Raw genomic sequence first — 18,920 nt, forward strand, 5'->3', positions numbered from 1 at the left:
TAAAAAAATACGTAATGAAATGAATTGCCATCAAAGTGTTATATTGAACAGTCTATAATCAGTTTGTTATGAACAGATAAGTCTTCATTCATTTATCAAATTTTTGAAGATTTGTAGTAGGTAATGAGAGGATGATCTTTTTTGAGTTCAGACGGAATGAAATTAGTACAGTGCTCTGCAACTAAAGAATAATACTTTTTTGTATGATATTTCATCAAAATAGCGAGCCGAAATGATATTTCGTTGACTGAAATGCAATGAAGAACGATACTCTCAATGTTTTTATTTAAGCAAATCGGTTCGATGAGGCTGGATCAAAAGTTCGGCACTCACATACTCAATCTAAAGCAAGGGGCTATATATGGCTGGCGGAAAGTCAACAATCATTTACACACTGACCGACGAGGCGCCATTGTTGGCGACTTACTCTCTACTGCCGATCATTGAAACCTTTACTAAGCCTGCTGGCGTTGAGATTGTCAAAAGTGACATCTCTGTAGCGGTACGTGTACTCGCAGAATTCGCAGACAACCTAACAGAAGAGCAAAAAGTGCCAGACACACTTGCTGAGTTAGGTCGTCTTACACAAGACCCAGACACAAATATTATCAAACTCCCGAATATTAGTGCTTCTGTAGGTCAATTGACGGCGTGCATTAAAGAACTTCAATCGAAGGGTTATGCAATTCCTGATTACCCAGAAAATCCAGTGACTGAAGAAGAAAAGTCGATCAAAGCACGTTACAGCAAATGTTTAGGTTCTGCTGTAAACCCAGTATTGCGTGAAGGTAACTCTGACCGTCGTGCACCTGCTGCTGTTAAGAACTACGTTAAAAAGCACCCACACTCTATGACAGAGTGGAAGCAATGGTCACAAACTCACGTTTCTCACATGGATGAAGGCGACTTCTACCACGGTGAAAAATCGATGACACTTGATCGTGCACGTAACGTTAAAATGGAACTCATCACGAACAGTGGTGAAAGCATTGTTCTTAAGCCAAAAGTTGCGCTTCAAGACGGCGAAATCATTGATTCAATGTTCATGAGCAAAAAAGCACTTTGTGACTTCTACGAGAAAGAACTCGAAGACTGTCGTGAAGCAGGTATTTTGTTCTCTTTACACGTTAAAGCAACAATGATGAAAGTTTCACACCCGATCGTATTCGGTCACTGTGTGAAAATTTACTACAAAGATGCTTTTGAAAAACACGGTAAATTGTTTGATGAGCTAGGCGTTAACGTAAACAACGGTATGGCTGGTCTTTATGAAAAGATCGAAACTTTACCAACGTCTGTTCGTGAAGAAATCATTGCTGATTTACACGCTTGCCAAGAACACCGTCCAGCTTTAGCGATGGTTGATTCTGCAAAAGGTATCACGAACTTCCATTCTCCAAACGATGTGATTGTAGATGCTTCTATGCCTGCAATGATCCGTGGTGGTGGTAAAATGTGGGGTGCTGACGGCAAACCTTACGACTGTAAAGCTGTAATGCCTGAATCTACATTCGCGCGTATTTACCAAGAAATGATTAATTTCTGTAAATGGAATGGTAACTTTGATCCGAAAACAATGGGTACTGTACCTAACGTTGGTTTGATGGCTCAAAAAGCTGAAGAATACGGTTCACACGACAAAACTTTCGAAATCGCTCAAGCGGGTGTTGCGAACATTACTGACCTAGAAACAGGTGAAGTGTTAATGTCGCAAAACGTAGAAGAAGGCGATATCTGGCGTATGTGTCAGGTGAAAGACGCACCGATCCGTGACTGGGTGAAACTTGCTGTGACTCGTGCACGTAACTCTGGCATGCCTGCTATTTTCTGGCTTGACCCGTACCGTCCACACGAAAATGAATTGATCAAAAAAGTTCAAACTTATTTGAAAGATCATGACACTGCTGGTTTAGACATCCAAATCATGTCTCAAGTACGTGCGATGCGCTATACACTTGAACGTGTTGCGCGTGGTCTAGATACAATTTCTGTAACAGGTAACATCTTACGTGACTACCTAACAGACTTGTTCCCAATCATGGAATTGGGTACTTCTGCGAAAATGTTGTCTATCGTTCCGTTAATGGCGGGCGGTGGTATGTACGAAACAGGTGCAGGCGGTTCAGCACCTAAACACGTACAACAGCTTGTTGAAGAAAACCATTTACGTTGGGATTCACTAGGTGAGTTCATGGCGTTAGCGGTATCTTTAGAAGAGATGGGTATTAAAGAAGACAATGCTAACATCAAGTTACTTGCTAAAACTTTAGACCAAGCAACAGGTAAACTTCTAGATAACGACAAGTCTCCATCACGCCGTACAGGTGAGTTGGATAACCGTGGTAGCCATTTCTATTTAGCTAAATTCTGGGCTGAAGAACTTGCTACACAAGATGAAAATGCTGAATTAAAAGCGAAGTTTGCGCCACTTGCAAAAACTTTAGCTGATAATGAAGACAAGATCGTTGCTGAGCTTGCAGAAGTTCAAGGTAAGGCTGTTGATATCGGCGGTTACTATGCTGTTGATCAAGATAAAGTGAATGCTGTAATGCGTCCAAGTGCTACGTTTAACGCTGCTCTTTCTAACGTTTAATTTTGATGGGATGATCGCTAATTTTGATTAGCAGTCTACCTAGTCATAAAGAAAAAAAGCCGATGCTCATGCATCGGCTTTTTTAATATGTAAAACTCATATCGCACTCAAATCACAAAATGAATGCACCATGAAAATCTTGATAGTTAAACGGTATAAAAATTGCATTAAAACAATAAATTTTAGCAAACGGTAAAATATGAATTATTTCATTGATCATTGTACGAATAACTCGGCAGCAGATTTTATTGTATTGGCTTCAGGCTTAGGTGGTCATGCCAATTTTTGGAAGCCACAGATTAAATTTTTACAGCAATATTTTCACGTTTTGAGTTATGACCAAGAAGGCTGCCATGCAAGTGATTCACTGTTGGATGAACAGTATTCTTTTCAACATCTAGCACAGCAAGTTTTTAATATTTTAGACCAAGAGCAGATCATAAAATTTCACTTTATTGGTCATGCGATAGGAGCTTTCATCGGGACAGAATTGGCATTATTGTGTGAGCAAGAACTTCAAAGCCAACCACAGTTTAAGCAGATGTTGAGTTTAACCAGTATCAATGCATGGAATGAGCTTGATCCGCATACTGCGAAGTGTTTTGAAGCACGTATTCATCTATTGAAAAGTGCTGGGGCAGAGGCTTACTTACGCGCTCAGGCGTTGTTTTTATATCCGCCTGCATGGATCTCTCAATCTATTGATGAAATCACTCAAGCTGAAAATCAGCAACTATTGGCTTTTCCACCGATTCATAATGTTTTAACGCGTATAAAAACAGCAGTCGATTTTGAAATTAATCACTTGCATCGAGAAGCCTTAGAGTATGTGGCATTACATTTTATCGGCAATGAAGATGATTTCTTAGTGCCTATTCAAAAAACGAGAGATTTACAGCAAAGTCTTGGGCATGGGACGATGAATATTTTAGCGCATGGAGCGCATGCATCCACACTGACTCAATCGGATCTAATCAATCGGACCTTATTTGAGTTTTATAAAAGCCATAATTTCATCGAATAATTTTGATTAGATCTAAAGATCGAACTTAACTGCAACCTTAACCGTAGAGATTAAAATCTGCGGTTTTTTTGTTTTTAGAGAAGGTGCTGATTGATGATAAAAACGATATAAATTTGAAGATAAATTTGATTTTTGAAATAAATACTGATTAAAAATAAGATCAATAATTATACCTTCATGAAATGAAGGTAGAGATTATTAAATCATGATGAGGTGCTAAGTTAGTTCGGATTATGCGCTGTGTTAAAGCAACACGTATTAAAATTGAACATTAATAAAAAACATAAATTTACTAATCGGTAAAATAATAAAATAATAAATAATTGAAATATATAAATAAAATAAAGTTGGCATATCAATTGCTAAATATCATTTATGAAATCAAGAGAAGTTCTTGATCATTAAATTTTATCATTTGTTAAATATTGAGGTGGTCTAATGAAAATAGGTGTCTTTTGTCCAATTGGAAACAATGGTTGGTTACTGTCAGAAAATGCCCCGCAATATAAACCAAGTTTTGAAATGAATAAGCAGATTGTTCAGCGTGCAGAACACTACGGATTTGACTTTGCACTTTCGATGATCAAGCTTCGGGGTTTTGGTGGGAAAACAGAATTTTGGGATCATAACTTAGAAACATTTACGTTGATGGCAGGTTTGGCTGCAGTCACCAGTAAAATTAAAATTTACGCGACTGCTGCGACTTTGGTTATGCCACCAGCAATTGTTGCACGTATGGCATCCACGATTGATTCGATTTCAAATGGTCGTTTTGGCTTGAATGTCGTAACTGGCTGGCAGGCTCCTGAATATACTCAAATGGGGATGTGGCCAGGAGATGAATACTTTTCTAAGCGTTACGATTATTTATCTGAATATGTAGAAATTTTACGTGAGCTTTGGGCAACAGGTCAGTCTGATTTTAAAGGTGAACACTTCCAAATGGATGATTGCCGAGTGAGCCCAATCCCGCAAGCTGACATGAAAATCATTTGTGCAGGGCAATCAGATACAGGTTTAGCGTTTTCTGCCAAATATGCAGACTACAATTTTGTATTTGGTAAAGGCTTAAATACACCGACAGCATATGCGGACATTAATGATCGTTTGAAAGTACAAACAGATAAAACAGGGCGTGATGTAGCGACGTATGTATTGTTTATGGTGATTTCGGCAGAAACAGATGCAGAAGCTTTTGCCAAATGGGAAAGCTATAACGAAGGCGCGGATATGGAAGCGATCAATTGGCTGATGAATCAAGGTGGGCGAGATACCAAATCTGGTGCAGATACCAATATTCGTCATATGGCGTCCAGTGTTTCTCCTGTGAATATCAATATGGGAACTTTGGTGGGTTCTTATGAAAATGTCGCAAAAATGCTCGATGAAATTGGAGAAATTAAAGGTACAGAAGGCATCTTGTTAACGTTTGATGATTTTATTCATGGCGTTGAAGACTTTGGTCAAAAAATTCAGCCCCTAATGAAATGTCGTGAACATGTGGTGGCTGGAGGTGATGTACCTCAGTTAGCAGTATTGGAGAAATCAGCATGATTAAAATGAAAGAAAATGAAGTCTGTGCGGGTTTTACAGCAGATTCTAGATATGCAAAAAGCCTGAAAGCTGAACCTGAAAATATTCAAATGGCACCTGAGCACACAGCCTTAATTGTCATCGATATGCAAAATGCCTATACCTCTCAAGGGGGGTATCTAGACCTTGCAGGTTTTGATGTTTCAGCGACGAAACCTGTAGTCGAAAATATTAAAAAAGCTGTAGATGCTGCACATGATGCAGGTATTCAAGTGATTTATTTTAAAAATGGTTGGGATGATCAATACGTTGAGGCAGGCGGAATTAACTCTCCAAACTTTCATAAATCGAATGCTTTAAAAACCATGCGTAAAAATCCAGAGCTACAAGGAAAATTGTTAGCGAAAGGTGGATGGGATTTTGAGCTGATCGATGAGTTAAATCCTTTATCACAGGACATTGTGATTGAAAAACCACGCTACAGCGGATTCTTTAATACAGCACTCGATAGCATGTTACGCAGTCGTGGTATTCGTAATCTTGTCTTTGTAGGTATTGCCACTAACGTCTGCGTTGAATCTACATTGAGAGATGGTTTTTTCCTTGAATATTTTGGTGTAGCACTTTCAGATGCTTGCTATCAGGCAGGCCCAGCGACAGCGCAGGAAGCGAGTCTTTTTAATATTAAAACTTTTTTTGGCTGGGTATCTGATACACAGCAGTTCGTTGAAACATTTCAAGCAGCGCCTGTTGCTTTAGATCAATCTGCTTAAATATCGAATCAAAACAGTTTATACGAGTAGGAATATAGCCATGCCAAAAACAGTGATTATCCCCGAAGGAACAGGCAAACCGCTTGCACCCTTTGTACCTGCAACTCAAGCTGACAATATTGTATATGTCTCAGGCACTTTAGCTTTTGATGAAAATAATAATGTGGTGCATGTTGGCGATGCTGCAGCACAAACTCGACATATTTTAGAAACCATTAAAAGAGTGATTGAAACAGCTGGTGGCAATATGGGTGATGTGACCTTCAATCATGTCTTTGTTAAAGATTGGGCGGATTATGCAGCGATTAATGAGGTTTACGCAGAATATTTTCCAGATGAAAAACCTGCTCGCTATTGCGTTCAAGTGGGTTTGGTTAAACCTGAAGCTTTAGTGGAAATTGCATCTATTGCACATATTTAATCCCTTATTTGCGCTTATTTAACACACCCAATTGCAGAGTGTCGGTATTGGGTGACTGGAGACCCGTTATGAATAGCAAGGTTCAAGTTTTAAAGTCCCATCAAGCTGCATTATCAGCACAACAATTGGCACAGTTTTCGCAACAACAAACACTTGAAATGGATCAACAAAATTTTAGAAATGGTATGTCTAATTTGGGTGCGGCTGTGAATGTAATTACGACACAAGGCATCGCAGGTCAGGCAGGTTTTACAGCTTCGGCTGTATGTAGCGTGACGGATTCACCACCCACATTATTGGTGTGTTTGAACCGCTCTGCATCAGTGTTTGAAACATTTAAGGCAAATCGTGTGTTGTGTGTAAATACTTTAGCCGCTCATCAAACCACACTTTCAAATGTTTTTGGCGGCAAAACACCGATGAATGAACGTTTTGCACAAGCAACATGGTCAACATTAACAACACAAGCGCCTGTATTAGAGGATGCTTTAGTTGCCTTTGATTGTGAAGTCGTTCAGAGCATGTCTGTAGGGAGTCATGATGTGCTGATCTGTGAAGTGAAAGCCATGAAACAAAATCAGGGATTAAACGCTTTGATGTATTTCAACCGCGCATATTGCGAGCCACAACCCATGAATTAATCTCAATTCACATCTATGAGGGAGGGGAAACCCATGCACATGAAAGAATCGTGGTTTCCAAAGTTTAAGCCTTATCAAGGTGATCTAGATAAAACACCTGTGCAAGTGGATGAATATCTACCTGTAGGTAAAAGTATTGTTTTAGGCTTACAACATGCATTTGCCATGTTTGGTGCAACTGTATTGGCACCATTATTGATGGGTTTTGATCCTAACCTCACTATATTTATCACTGGGATAGGGACCATTTTATTTTTCCTTATGACTGGCGGACGTATGCCTAGTTATTTGGGTTCTAGTTTTGCCTTTATTGGTGCAGTCGCAGCGGCAACAGGTTATGCAGGCGTAGGATCAAATCCCAATATTGGTTTGGCACTAGGAGGAACGATTGCCTGTGGTTTGGTCTATGCGGCGATTGGTTTGATCGTGATGAAAACAGGAACTGGATGGATTGAAAAACTCATGCCACCTATTGTGACTGGTGTGATTGTCATGATTATTGGTTTGAATTTGGCTCCCGTCACCATTAAAAGCGTTTCTGCAAATAGTTTTGATACATGGATGGCAGTCCTCACGATTGTTTGTATCAGTGTCGTGGCTGTATTTACTCGTGGAATGATCCGTCGCTTATTGTTATTGATTGGTTTGGTTGCAGCCTATGTAATGTATTTCGTCCTTGCAAATGTGATGGGTTTTGGCAAAGCCATTGATTTTTCTATCATTGCGAATGCTGCATGGTTTGGACTTCCTACATTTCACGCTCCTGTTTTTAATGCCAATGCAATGTTACTTATTGCACCTGTTGCAGTGATTTTAGTTGCTGAAAACTTAGGGCACTTTAAAGCTGTTTCTGCCATGACAGGTAAAAATTTAGATCCTTACATGGGACGTGCCTTTTTAGCAGATGGTGTTTGTACCACGCTTTCAGGATCAGTCGGTGGTACTGGGATGACCACCTATGCCGAAAATATTGGCGTAATGGCTGTTACAAAGGTCTATTCAACGACAATATTTGTTGTGGCGGGTGTATTTGCGATTTTCCTTGGTCTTTCTCCTAAATTTGGTGCTGTGATCAGTACCATTCCTGTGGCATTGCTCGGGGGTGCATCAATTGTTGTATTCGGTTTGATTACGGTAGCTGGAGCGAAAATTTGGGTTGATAACAAAGTTGATTTTACCAAAAACAGTACTTTAATCATTGCTGCTGTCAGTTTGATTATGGGCGCAGGTAATTTTAGTTTGCATATCGGTTCTTTTGATTTAGGTGGAATTGGAACTGCTACTCTGGCAGCCATTATTCTAAATCTATGTTTGAACCGTGGTGAGGATGCTGTAGAAAAAGTAAATTCATCTACAGAAGAGTCTGCTACTCCTGTAGCGCCACATTAAGAAGTATTAAAAGCAAGAAGTATTAAAAGCAGATTCAGATTTTCCTCCTCATCTGAATCTGTAATTCGAATAAATTAAATGGATTGGAATCATGATTGTTGCATTTATTGGGCTTGGGGCAATGGGCTGGCATATGGCATCTCATCTGCCAAAATTAGGATGTGAGGTTCAAGTTTGGAATCGAACAGAAGAAAAGGCTTTGCGACATGCTGAAATATTTAATACCAAAGCGGTTTCTATAGCGGACGCTGTTCAGGCCGATATTATTTTTTCATGCCTTCCAACCAGTGCAGATGTAGAAGCTTTAATCTCTGAATATCCACCCAAACAAGGAAGTATTTGGGTGGATTGCACCAGTGGTGTACCTGATTCAGCGAAAAAATTAAGTGCTGAATTGGCTGTAAGGGACGTTTCTTATTTGGATGCACCTGTTTCAGGACAGACTACAGGTGCTGAGCGTGGAACTTTAACAGTCATGATTGGTGGTAATTTCGAAGCCTTTGAAAAAGCAAAGCCTATTATTCAAGCCTTTGCGGGCTTGATTGAATATGTAGGCGATAGTGGAACGGGTTTTGCAGTGAAAGCTATAAATAATACCTTAATGGCAACGCATTTATGGGCATTAGCGGAAGGTTTAACTGTTCTCAAATCTAAAGGCGTTGATCTGTCAGCGGCATTAAATTGTATCAATGCGTCGAGTGGAAAAAGCAGTATGTCTGAAAATATCATGGCGCAAAGAGTTCTAAATCGAAAATTTGAGAAAACTTTTGGATTAGACTTACTGCAAAAAGATATTGGCATAGCGGTAAGTTTAGTTGAACAAGAAAACTTGGAATTAAGCGCGATGCAACTGATTCAGCAAGAGTTTAATCAAATTGTGAATGTTGAGGCAAAACAACTTGATTTTTCTGCAGCTGTACAATGCTTAGAAAGGAAAAGCAAAATTGAATTGGCTTAAGTTTTAGATGCTAAATGTTTGAAAATAAGTGAATACTTAATATTTAAATGAGCTGTTTTTTTCACCAAATAGGCGATTCAATAGAAAATTTTAACGCGATGCATTAAAGCTAAATCTGTATTTTTAAACGCTAATAATTCGACTCATCAAAAAATGAACGCTATTGGTCATTTCACGGATGAATAATTTTGCCAAACTCTATGTTATAATTTGTAAAATAATTCCGATATTTTCTGATCATAACCTGATTGGTAGATCGTCTTTGGGGCGTGAAATGGGATTGTTATAAAAAGCTGCATAGATGCAGCTTTTTTAATTCTATTTTATTTATCGGAACTGTCATTTGGGTACGTTTTTTGAATGTATTATTGATGCAAAATACGCCAGTAATTCATTTTATAAATGATCTAAACTTACTTAACACATAGCTCAATCTTAAACAGGGGCTCAGCAATGACAAATCCCAATCCTTCAGTGGGTTTGCTTGAACGCTTATTCAAATTAAGTGAAAACAAAACCACCTTCAGAACAGAAGTCCTTGCAGGTGTAACTACATTTTTAACGATGTGTTACATCATTATCGTCAACCCATTGATTCTTTCTGAAACAGGAATGGACCATGGTGCTGTATTTGTTGCTACCTGTTTAGCTGCAGCAATCGGTTGTTTGGTTATGGGAATAGTAGCTAACTATCCAATCGCGTTAGCACCAGGTATGGGGCTTAATGCGTACTTCACTTATTCAGTATGTATTGGAATGGGTGTGCCTTGGCAGACAGCATTAGCTGCTGTTTTTGTTTCTGGTCTGGTATTTATCGCGATCAGTATGTTCAAAATCCGTGAAGCGATTGTGAACGCAATTCCAATGTCATTGAAGTTTGCGATTGGTGGGGGCATTGGTTTATTCCTTGCACTTGTTGCTTTAAAAAATGCAGGAATTATTGTTGATAACCCAGCGACTTTAGTGGGTTTAGGTGATCTTAAACAACCTTCTGTAATGCTTGCACTTTTAGGTTTCTTGATGGTTGTTGTAATGCACCATTTTAAAGTACGTGGTGCAATTATCATCAGTATTTTAGCCATTACTGCAATTGCGACAGCATTGGGTTATAACGAATTTAAAGGTGTTTTGGGTACGATTCCTTCAATTGCGCCTACATTCATGCAAATGGACTTTGAAGGTCTATTCACTGCAAGTTTGATTGGTGTGATTTTCGTATTCTTCTTGGTTGATTTATTTGATTCTACAGGTACTTTGGTGGGCGTATCTCACCGTGCAGGTCTGTTGAAAGACGGTAAATTACCACGTTTGAAAAAAGCATTGTTCGCTGACTCTTCTGCAATTGTTGCTGGTGCTGCTCTAGGTACGTCTTCAACGACACCTTATATTGAGTCATCTGCAGGTGTTGCTGCAGGTGGTCGTACAGGTTTAACTGCAGTTGTTGTGGGTGTTTTGTTTGTACTGTGCTTATTCTTAGCACCGCTTGCTCAATCTGTTCCAGGTTTCGCAACAGCTCCTGCATTGTTATTTGTCGGTGTGTTGATGATTCAAGGTATCACCAATATTGATTGGGAAGATATCACGGAAGCTGTTCCTGCATTCTTAACGATTGTATTTATGCCTTTCACTTATTCAATTGCAGATGGTATCGCTATGGGCTTTATCAGCTATGCATTGATTAAGTTGTTCACAGGTAAAGCAAAAACTGTTCCGTACATGGTATGGATCATCGCTGTGCTTTGGGTGATTAAGTTCGTTGCATTTGGTGGTTAATACTTCCATCACAAAAAGGGTGTAAACTCAGTTTGCACCCTTTTTTTATATTGATATTTTTTTGAATTTTTATATTTTGAGGTACACACATGAATCAATTAGAGCTCATTCGTGCTTTGCCAAAAGCAGAATTACACGTCCATATTGAAGGGACATTTGAGCCTGAGCTCATGTTCTCGATTGCGCAACGTAATCAAATTGATATTCCATATAAAAGTGTTGAAGAAGTGAAGCAAGCGTATAACTTCCATAACCTTCAATCCTTTTTAGACATCTACTATGCAGGTGCAAATGTTCTGATTCATGAACAAGATTTTTATGACCTTGCTTGGGCATATTTTGAAAAATGTGCTGAAGACAATGTTGTACACACTGAAATGTTCTTTGATCCGCAAACGCATACTGATCGTGGTATTGCATTTGAAGTGGTTCTCAATGGCTTACAGCGCGCTTGTGATGATGCAAAAGCCAAGCTAGGCATCACGTCACACTTAATTATGTGTTTCTTACGTCATTTGAGTGAAGAAGCTGCATTTAAAACTTTAGAGCAAGCGATTCCATTTAAAGATCAAATCATCGGTGTGGGTTTGGATTCAAGTGAAGTGGGGCATCCACCTTCTAAATTTGAACGTGTATTTGCAAAAGCACGTGAAGAAGGTTTCTTGATCGTTGCGCATGCAGGTGAAGAAGGCCCTGCTGAATATGTGTGGGAAGCACTAGATTTACTTAAAGTGAATCGTATTGATCATGGTGTACGCTCTGAAGAAGATCCAAAGTTAATGGCGCGTTTGATCGCTGAAAAAATGCCTTTAACTGTTTGCCCATTATCAAACTTAAAGCTTTGTGTTGTAGATGATATGGCAGATCACAATATCCGTCGTTTGTTGCAGCAAGGTGTGCATGTCACTGTCAATTCAGATGATCCATCTTATTTCGGTGGTTATATGAATGATAACTTCATTGCGATTGCTGAATCTTTAGATTTGACTGCTGATGAATTGAAAAATTTAGCGATCAATTCTTTTGAAGCATCATTTATTTCAGATGAAGAAAAGCTCAAATGGACAAATGAAATCAAACGCTTATCTGTCTAATTTGCTGAAAATTATTTGATCTTACACGATCAGTTTTAGCAACTTATATGATTCTTTTTAAAAGGCATTCTCTATAGAGTGCCTTTTTTATTGGCTGAACAGTACGTATAAAATTTAGATTTGAGTCAATCCATTTAAAATTATTTATGAGACAATGTTTTAGTATTTTGATGATATTTACATTATTGTCCTATTTTGGATGCAAATATTAAAACTGTCAAAAATGACACACCTTAGAATATGTAAAATTTAAATGAATTATCTTTGGTAATAAAAACAGAAATCAAATGATTTTAATAACAAAAGCTTTATTAGAGTTCATATAAATGCTTGATCAAGCATCATTACAACGTTTAACCAGTATGTCTGTGGCTGCTTTTGGTGCGGCGATCAGTAGCACATTTCCGTTGTCGATTATTTTTGCACAGCAAGATATTGCTGGGGCATTCTCAGTCACTTCACAAGATGTTGGTTGGGTCATTACGCTTTACAACGTCGGTCAGATACTCGGTTTGCCGATTGCATTTTTGTTCTCAGGATTGTTGGGTCGACGTCGAGCAATGATGGCTGCGGGTATCGGTTATATCGTGAGTTCATTGTTGATTGTACTCATTAGTAACTTTTCATCGATGTTGATCTTAAGGGTATTTCAAGGCACTTTTGCGGGAATGTTCCCTATTTTGATGTTCATTATCATTTTTTCAACACATCCTGCAGGCGTGATCAGGACAAGAGGTTTGACCTATTTTGCCACAGCAACAGCTATCGGGGTTGGGGTTTCAGCTTGGTTTGGTAGTTTATTTCTTTATGATGAAAACTGGCGATTGCTGTTCATTGTGCCTACGTTAGGCATTGTTGTTTACGTTATTATGGCGCATTTTTTATTTCGTGAAGATCCCATAAAACCTGAGATGTTTAAGGCATTTGATTGGCCTGGATATCTGCTGATTTCGATTAGTTTGGCATCGTTGGTGGTATTTGTTTCTGAGGGAGAGCGTCATTTTTGGTTCGAAAGTTGGTGGATTACAGCAGCACTCCTCAATGCGATACTGTTTATGATCTTTGCAGTACATTACTTTATTCAGCATGATCAGGCACTGCTCAAAAAATCATTATTTTATAAACCATTTACATATGCATTAATTTTCCAAATTTTATTTCGATTTGGTTCCCTCTTTATTATTTGGATTATTCCTCAATTTTTGATTCAAATGGCAGGCTTTCGTATCGAGCAAATCGCTGAAGTGCTTTGGCCTTTTACTGTTGGAATTTTAATTGGGATTTTTTCTGCTTATGTTCTTAGTCCAAGAATAGATCAACGAATCGTGATGTCTTTGGCTTTGGCACTGATGTCACTCACTGCTTTTTATTGTAGTTTTTCAACGTCGCAATGGTCGATTGGTAATTTTCAGCCGCCCATTTTTATCGCAGGGATTGGTCAGGGATTATTTTCTTTAGCGACACTGCATTTGGTGCTCTATGCCATTCTTCCAGTTGAAGGGCCAACGTGTGGAATCGGATTCAATTATGCTCGAGTACTTGGACTCACAGGCGGTATTGGGATTCTGAGTCACTTTATTAATGAAAGAGAAAAACTACACTCAGCCATGATTGGTGAAAATATTAATATCAGGGACGAGCAGACTTTATCGACTTTAGACACAATAAAAACATCATTGGGAAGTCATTTTACAGATACTCAGCAAGCGGATCTGAGTTCATATATGCACGTGGCACAAAAAATAAAATCACAAGCATTTGTGTTTTCTTATAACGATGCATTTTTATTGGTTTGTATTGTGTTGGCAGTTTCAGCGGCATGTATTTGGGTATTTCCAAAAAATAAAGCAATCCATTGATTAATATGGTCAGATGATGAGAAAAATATGAGTGAAAATATACAAGAAAAAAAGGCTATCAGACCGTGGTTAAGAGTCCTTATTGCATTCTCAATCATGATGTTAGTGATATTACTGGTGATGTTTATTTATGAATATTGGAGTAATAATCGTTTGACTCAAACCACTGACAATGCTTATGTTAAAGGTGATCTCAATTATATTAGTACTAAAATCAACGGGTATGTAACCGAGGTATTGGTAACAGATAACCAGAGTGTTAAAGCAGGGGATGTTTTGGCAGAAATAGATCAAACCGATTATATTTCAGCTGTGGAGCAAGCTAAGGCAAAAATCGAAGCTATTCAAGCGAATAAACAAGAGTTAGAAGAAAAAATTAAACTTGCAAAGGCTCAAATTCAAATTACGAAATTGGAAATTTCAGCAGCGAAAGCTTCACAGCAACGTGCAGCAAGTTATCTGAAGCGTACGCAGGCACTTGTAGATATGGGCGGAATTAGTCGAGTAGAATTTGAGAAAGCGCAAGAAGATCAGGTCAGTCAAAAAGCAAATGCTGAAGTGGCTCAAGTCAAAATATTAGAGTCGGAACAAAATATACGCGTACTTGAGTCTCAGCGTGCAGGTTTGTTGGCAGAAATGAATGCCGCTAATGCTGGACTAAAAAAGACTGAAAATGATTTAAGAGCAACAAAGTTAATTGCTCCAAATGATGGAACGGTTGTTTCACGTAAAGTGCGAGTTGGTGAATATGTCAGTAGTGGTAAAAGTTTGATGGTGATCGCACCATCGGCTAACCTCTGGATTGAGGCGAATTTAAAAGAAACACAAATTTCAAAATTAAAGAAAGGTGATCAGGTTTTATTTACCGTGGATGCGATTCCCGATGGACACTTTTGTGGCACATTAGAGAGTATTTCAAAAAGTAGTGGTTCGGAGCTTGCATTATTGCCTGCCGATAATGCGACTGGGAATTTCACTAAAATCGTACGTCGATTCCCAGTAAAAATTGTTTTCAATCCTCAGCAAAAAGATATTGATCGATTGGCAATTGGCATGTCAGTCATTGTTGATTTGAAAGCCAATACGCAAAATAAAGTCTGTCAATGATCAGAATAATAGGTGTAAGCATATTTGATGGCTACACCTTCTATTCTGCTGAAGGTTTAATCCTTAGGTTGTTTGGTCATGCTATTTAGAACATTGTCTTTGTCGATAAAGTGATGTTTCAGTGCAGCTAAAATATGCCCTACAAGTAATAAACCTGCCGCCCATGAAATCCAAATATGTAATGGTTTAACGATCGCAGTAACCGCAGGATTTTCACCAATCAATGCGGGTAAATCAAATAAATAAAGTACAGGTGCTGGATAACCTACACTCCAGCTATATAGACAGCCAGTAATGGGTAAAGCTAAAAGCACAAAATAAAGTGCTAAATGACCTGCATGAGCCAATTTCTTCATGGTCGGAGACATGGTTTCAGGCAGTTGCGGAGTGGGGTGGGTATAGCGCCAAAATATGCGGACAACAATAAGAAAAATAATAGTGGTTGCGATATTTTTATGGAAAGTGATTACATCACCTTTAAAACTACCATCAACTTCATAGCTTAAAAAATTACCACTATAAAAACCAACAACCCAAGCAAGAATAAAGATAATAGCCATCAGCCAGTGAATAATTTGTGCAGTACGTGTGTAATATTGTTTTGAGTTATTCATGATTCAATTCAAATTTTTGGTGTGATTATATTAATTGAAGTCATGAGTCGAAAACAGTTGAGTTCTAGAACATAGTGTTGAGTAAATAGAACAATGCTTATATACGGAATACCAAGCATTCGTTCTCAAATTAAACATATAAGCGGGATGTACAATTTAAATATTTCTAAATATATTCAAGTTAGGCAGAATGTCACCATTATTTTTTATAAACATCAGGATGTTTACGTGAAAAAATTAATCGCAGCACTTGCACCTTTGGCTTTAGTTTTATCTTCATGTGCAACAGGAACGACAGGAACATCTTCAACAGCGGGAACAACAACTCAACAATTGGGTGTTGCTGCTTTGAAAATTGGTATTAATGCAAAATGTACCACCGAATTGAATAATTTACCTGCTTGGCAAACAGCAACAAAGTTGATGACTACTGAGCAAAAAACCAATATTCAAACAGAAATTTGTGGTTGCGTAAGTGAAAAAGCGCCACAAAGCGTAACAGCTGTTGATTTGGCGACTGCTGCAATTGATCCTGCTGCACGTGCTACAATTATTTCAAATGCAGTAACGAAAACAATCAATGCTTGTGTTGCGGAAGCCGTGAACTAAGCTTGAATGGATGAAAACAGGCTGACTTGTTCAGCCTCTTTTTTTGGGAAATGATAAAGAATGTTGATTGCTGGTGCAGATGAAGCAGGGCGCGGACCTTTGGTGGGTTCGGTGGTCGCTGCTGCGGTGATATTAGATCCAAATAATCCTATTGTGGGTTTAAATGACTCTAAAAAATTAACGGAAAAGAAACGTGAAAAGCTTTTCATAGAAATTCAAGAAAAAGCATTGGCTTGGGCAATTGCTGAAGCAACGCATCAAGAAATTGATGAAATCAATATTTTACAAGCCTCTTTATTGGCAATGCGAAGAGCTGTTGAAGCTTTAAAACTTCAGCCTGAATTGGTTCGAGTAGATGGTAATAAAGTTCCACAAGGCTTAGTCATGGCATGTGAAGCTGTGATTGGTGGGGATGCTTTACACGAAGAGATTTCTGCAGCCAGTATATTGGCTAAAGTGACACGTGATCGTGAAATGGTGGAGTTGGACTTGAAGTATCCACAATATGGTTTTGCGAAACATAAGGGATATCCGACCAAGGCACATTTTGAAGCGATCGCAGAGCATGGTGTGATTGATGAGCACCGTAGAAGTTATGGGCCTGTAAAAAAGGCTTTAGGTTTTGTTGGTTAGATTTATTTGCATTAAGTATTATAGATAAATTTAAAGCGGCTAATTAGCCGCTTTATGAATTTAAAACATTTTTATCTTAGCGATTAAAATCGTTTTGTTTGAAATTCTCATCTTCAAAAGAGGTTTGCTCAAAAGAAGGTTGTTGATAATCTTGATCAATATGTTGCAAATGCTCGTGCATTGCACGCTCATGTTGAATACGTTGATAGATTTCTTCACGGTGTACAGATACTTCTTTCGGAGCATTCACACCAATACGTACTTGGTTACCTTTGACACCAAGTACAGTAACACTGACTTGATCCCCAATCATTAAAGTTTCCCCGACACGACGGGTAAGAATCAGCATGTTTATCTCCTTGCTTAAACGCTAAACCTGCGATAGTTTTATTCAAAAAATGAAAAGCAACAACTCAGGATTATGTGAAAATTTTAACAGAAAAATGTGACGAAATATGCATTTTGTACAATACCATTAAAATATTCCGATTATCCTGCAGGCTTAATATAACAGAGCCACCATAGGAAAAACTATAGTGGCTCAGATTATTTATTTAACTTAATAACAAGAATTGTTATAAGTGAACAAATGTTATTAATAAACTATTATGCGCGAACACTCGATTCACCAGACTCACGATCAAGACCGAAAGCAGTGTGAAGTGCACGAACAGCAAGTTCTAAATATTTTTCATCAATGATCACTGAAATTTTAATTTCAGATGTAGAAATCATCAAAATATTGATACCTTCTTTCGCCAATGCTGTGAACATTTTGCTCGCAACACCTGCATGAGAACGCATGCCTACACCAACGATTGAAACTTTAACAATATCATCACGTGTTGCAACTTCACGAGCACCAATTTCTTGAGCAGTTGCTTCAAGGATTGATTTCGCTTTAGCAAGTTCACCACGGTTTACAGTAAACGTGAAATCAGTTGTACCATCTTCTTCAACGTTTTGGATGATCATATCCACTTCAACGTTTGCATCACCGATAGGGCACAAAATTTTAGACGCAATACCTGGCTCATCTGGAACGCCAAGAATAGTTAATTTTGCTTCGTCACGGTTAAACGCGATACCTGAGATAATTGGTTGTTCCATGTTGTCTTCCGCTTCAGTGGTGATTAGTGTCCCGACATTTTGTTTAAAATCTTCGTCGAATGCGCCATCATCGTCATTATCAAAACTTGATAATACGCGTAAAGGCACTTGGTATTTACCTGCAAATTCTACTGAGCGAATTTGTAAGACTTTTGAACCAAGTGATGCCATTTCTAGCATTTCTTCAAATGAAATACGATCAACTTTTTTCGCTTTAGGTGCTACACGTGGGTCAGTGGTATATACGCCATCAACATCTGTGTAAATCTGGCATTCATCTGCTTTAAGTGCTGCGGCAATTGCAACACCAGAAGTATCAGAACCACCACGACCAAGCGTCGTGGTATTGCCAAACTCATCAAAACCTTGGAAACCAGCCACAACCAAAACACGACCTGCATCTAGGTTTTCATTTAATACTTGAGTATCGATTGATTCGATACGTGCTTTATTAAATGAGCTGTCAGTTTTCATGCCAACTTGGCGACCTGTTAATGATTTTGCTTCAACTCCAATAGAGTTTAACGCCATCGCTAACATAGAAATCGTAACCTGTTCACCGGTAGACACCATTTGGTCTAATTCACGAGGATCAGGGGTTTCGGTAATGGCTTTCGCTAAAGCAAGTAGACGATTGGTTTCGCCACTCATAGCAGATACAACCACGACCACCTTGTGACCATGATCATGCCAACGCTTTACACGACGAGCAACATTTAAAATGCGCTCGGGAGTACCCATAGAGGTACCGCCATATTTTTGAACGATTAATGCCATAGTTGTTCCATA

At 38.6% G+C, this 18,920-nt stretch carries 17 protein-coding genes; 14 read left to right on the forward strand and 3 right to left on the reverse strand.

All coding sequences use genetic code 11. The features are described 5' to 3' along the window. The first annotated feature begins 361 nt into the window (after positions 1-361). The 12 genes from AC5YDM_RS00375 (at position 362) to AC5YDM_RS00430 (ending at position 15,165) form a co-directional block, all read left to right on the forward strand. On the forward strand, positions 362-2,593 hold the full coding sequence (locus AC5YDM_RS00375) for an NADP-dependent isocitrate dehydrogenase (RefSeq protein WP_496150147.1): 2,232 nt from the start codon (positions 362-364) through the stop codon (positions 2,591-2,593). A 199-nt stretch (positions 2,594-2,792) separates the two neighbouring features. Next, the gene (rutD, locus tag AC5YDM_RS00380; protein ID WP_496150148.1) at positions 2,793-3,617 is read left to right on the forward strand and encodes a pyrimidine utilization protein D; all 825 of its coding nucleotides are present in this window, start codon (positions 2,793-2,795) and stop codon (positions 3,615-3,617) included. A gap of 438 nt (positions 3,618-4,055) precedes the next feature. Continuing rightward, positions 4,056-5,171: a pyrimidine utilization protein A gene (rutA, locus tag AC5YDM_RS00385; protein ID WP_496150149.1), complete on the forward strand. Its 1,116-nt coding sequence runs from the start codon at positions 4,056-4,058 to the stop codon at positions 5,169-5,171. Beyond that, complete coding sequence (gene rutB, locus AC5YDM_RS00390) at positions 5,171-5,923, forward strand: pyrimidine utilization protein B (RefSeq protein WP_496150536.1); 753 nt, start codon at positions 5,171-5,173, stop codon at positions 5,921-5,923. Before rutA ends, rutB begins: the two co-directional genes overlap by 1 nt. Positions 5,924-5,963: 40 nt before the next feature. Continuing rightward, entirely contained in the window at positions 5,964-6,344 is a 381-nt protein-coding gene (rutC, locus tag AC5YDM_RS00395; RefSeq protein WP_496150150.1) for a pyrimidine utilization protein C, read from the forward strand. Positions 6,345-6,412: 68 nt separating this feature from the next. Further along, the gene (gene rutF, locus AC5YDM_RS00400; protein ID WP_496150151.1) at positions 6,413-6,985 is read left to right on the forward strand and encodes an NADH-dependent FMN reductase RutF; all 573 of its coding nucleotides are present in this window, start codon (positions 6,413-6,415) and stop codon (positions 6,983-6,985) included. A gap of 33 nt (positions 6,986-7,018) precedes the next feature. Beyond that, the gene (gene rutG, locus AC5YDM_RS00405; protein ID WP_496150152.1) at positions 7,019-8,374 is read left to right on the forward strand and encodes a pyrimidine utilization transport protein G; all 1,356 of its coding nucleotides are present in this window, start codon (positions 7,019-7,021) and stop codon (positions 8,372-8,374) included. Between the two features lie 121 nt (positions 8,375-8,495). After that, on the forward strand, positions 8,496-9,332 hold the full coding sequence (locus AC5YDM_RS00410; protein ID WP_496150537.1) for an NAD(P)-dependent oxidoreductase: 837 nt from the start codon (positions 8,496-8,498) through the stop codon (positions 9,330-9,332). A gap of 453 nt (positions 9,333-9,785) precedes the next feature. Beyond that, positions 9,786-11,105: an NCS2 family permease gene (locus AC5YDM_RS00415; RefSeq protein ID WP_496150153.1), complete on the forward strand. Its 1,320-nt coding sequence runs from the start codon at positions 9,786-9,788 to the stop codon at positions 11,103-11,105. A gap of 89 nt (positions 11,106-11,194) precedes the next feature. Then, a complete protein-coding gene (locus AC5YDM_RS00420) occupies positions 11,195-12,199 on the forward strand; it encodes an adenosine deaminase (RefSeq protein WP_496150154.1) in 1,005 nt (334 codons plus the stop codon). A gap of 326 nt (positions 12,200-12,525) precedes the next feature. Further along, positions 12,526-14,058: an MFS transporter gene (locus tag AC5YDM_RS00425; RefSeq protein ID WP_496150155.1), complete on the forward strand. Its 1,533-nt coding sequence runs from the start codon at positions 12,526-12,528 to the stop codon at positions 14,056-14,058. Between the two features lie 27 nt (positions 14,059-14,085). Continuing rightward, positions 14,086-15,165: an HlyD family secretion protein gene (locus AC5YDM_RS00430; RefSeq protein ID WP_496150156.1), complete on the forward strand. Its 1,080-nt coding sequence runs from the start codon at positions 14,086-14,088 to the stop codon at positions 15,163-15,165. Between the two features lie 56 nt (positions 15,166-15,221). On the opposite strand, the gene AC5YDM_RS00435 is transcribed toward AC5YDM_RS00430, so the two are convergent. Next, positions 15,222-15,779: a cytochrome b gene (locus AC5YDM_RS00435; RefSeq protein WP_496150157.1), complete on the reverse strand. Its 558-nt coding sequence runs from the start codon at positions 15,777-15,779 to the stop codon at positions 15,222-15,224. Between the two features lie 228 nt (positions 15,780-16,007). On the opposite strand from AC5YDM_RS00435, the gene AC5YDM_RS00440 reads away from it, so the two are divergent. After that, positions 16,008-16,388 (forward strand): hypothetical protein, encoded by a 381-nt coding sequence (locus tag AC5YDM_RS00440; protein ID WP_496150158.1) that lies wholly within the window; start codon positions 16,008-16,010, stop codon positions 16,386-16,388. A gap of 60 nt (positions 16,389-16,448) precedes the next feature. Beyond that, positions 16,449-17,021 carry a ribonuclease HII gene (gene rnhB, locus AC5YDM_RS00445; RefSeq protein ID WP_496150159.1) on the forward strand — a complete coding sequence of 191 codons (573 nt, stop codon included), beginning with the start codon at positions 16,449-16,451 and terminating at the stop codon, positions 17,019-17,021. Positions 17,022-17,097: 76 nt separating this feature from the next. Here rnhB and csrA read toward each other — a convergent pair whose 3' ends face one another. Then, positions 17,098-17,370 (reverse strand): carbon storage regulator CsrA, encoded by a 273-nt coding sequence (gene csrA / locus AC5YDM_RS00450; protein ID WP_496150160.1) that lies wholly within the window; start codon positions 17,368-17,370, stop codon positions 17,098-17,100. A gap of 257 nt (positions 17,371-17,627) precedes the next feature. Continuing rightward, positions 17,628-18,908 (reverse strand): aspartate kinase, encoded by a 1,281-nt coding sequence (locus AC5YDM_RS00455; RefSeq protein ID WP_496150161.1) that lies wholly within the window; start codon positions 18,906-18,908, stop codon positions 17,628-17,630. Positions 18,909-18,920 lie beyond the last annotated feature (12 nt).

Source organism: Acinetobacter sp. CY81, assembly GCF_059515925.1.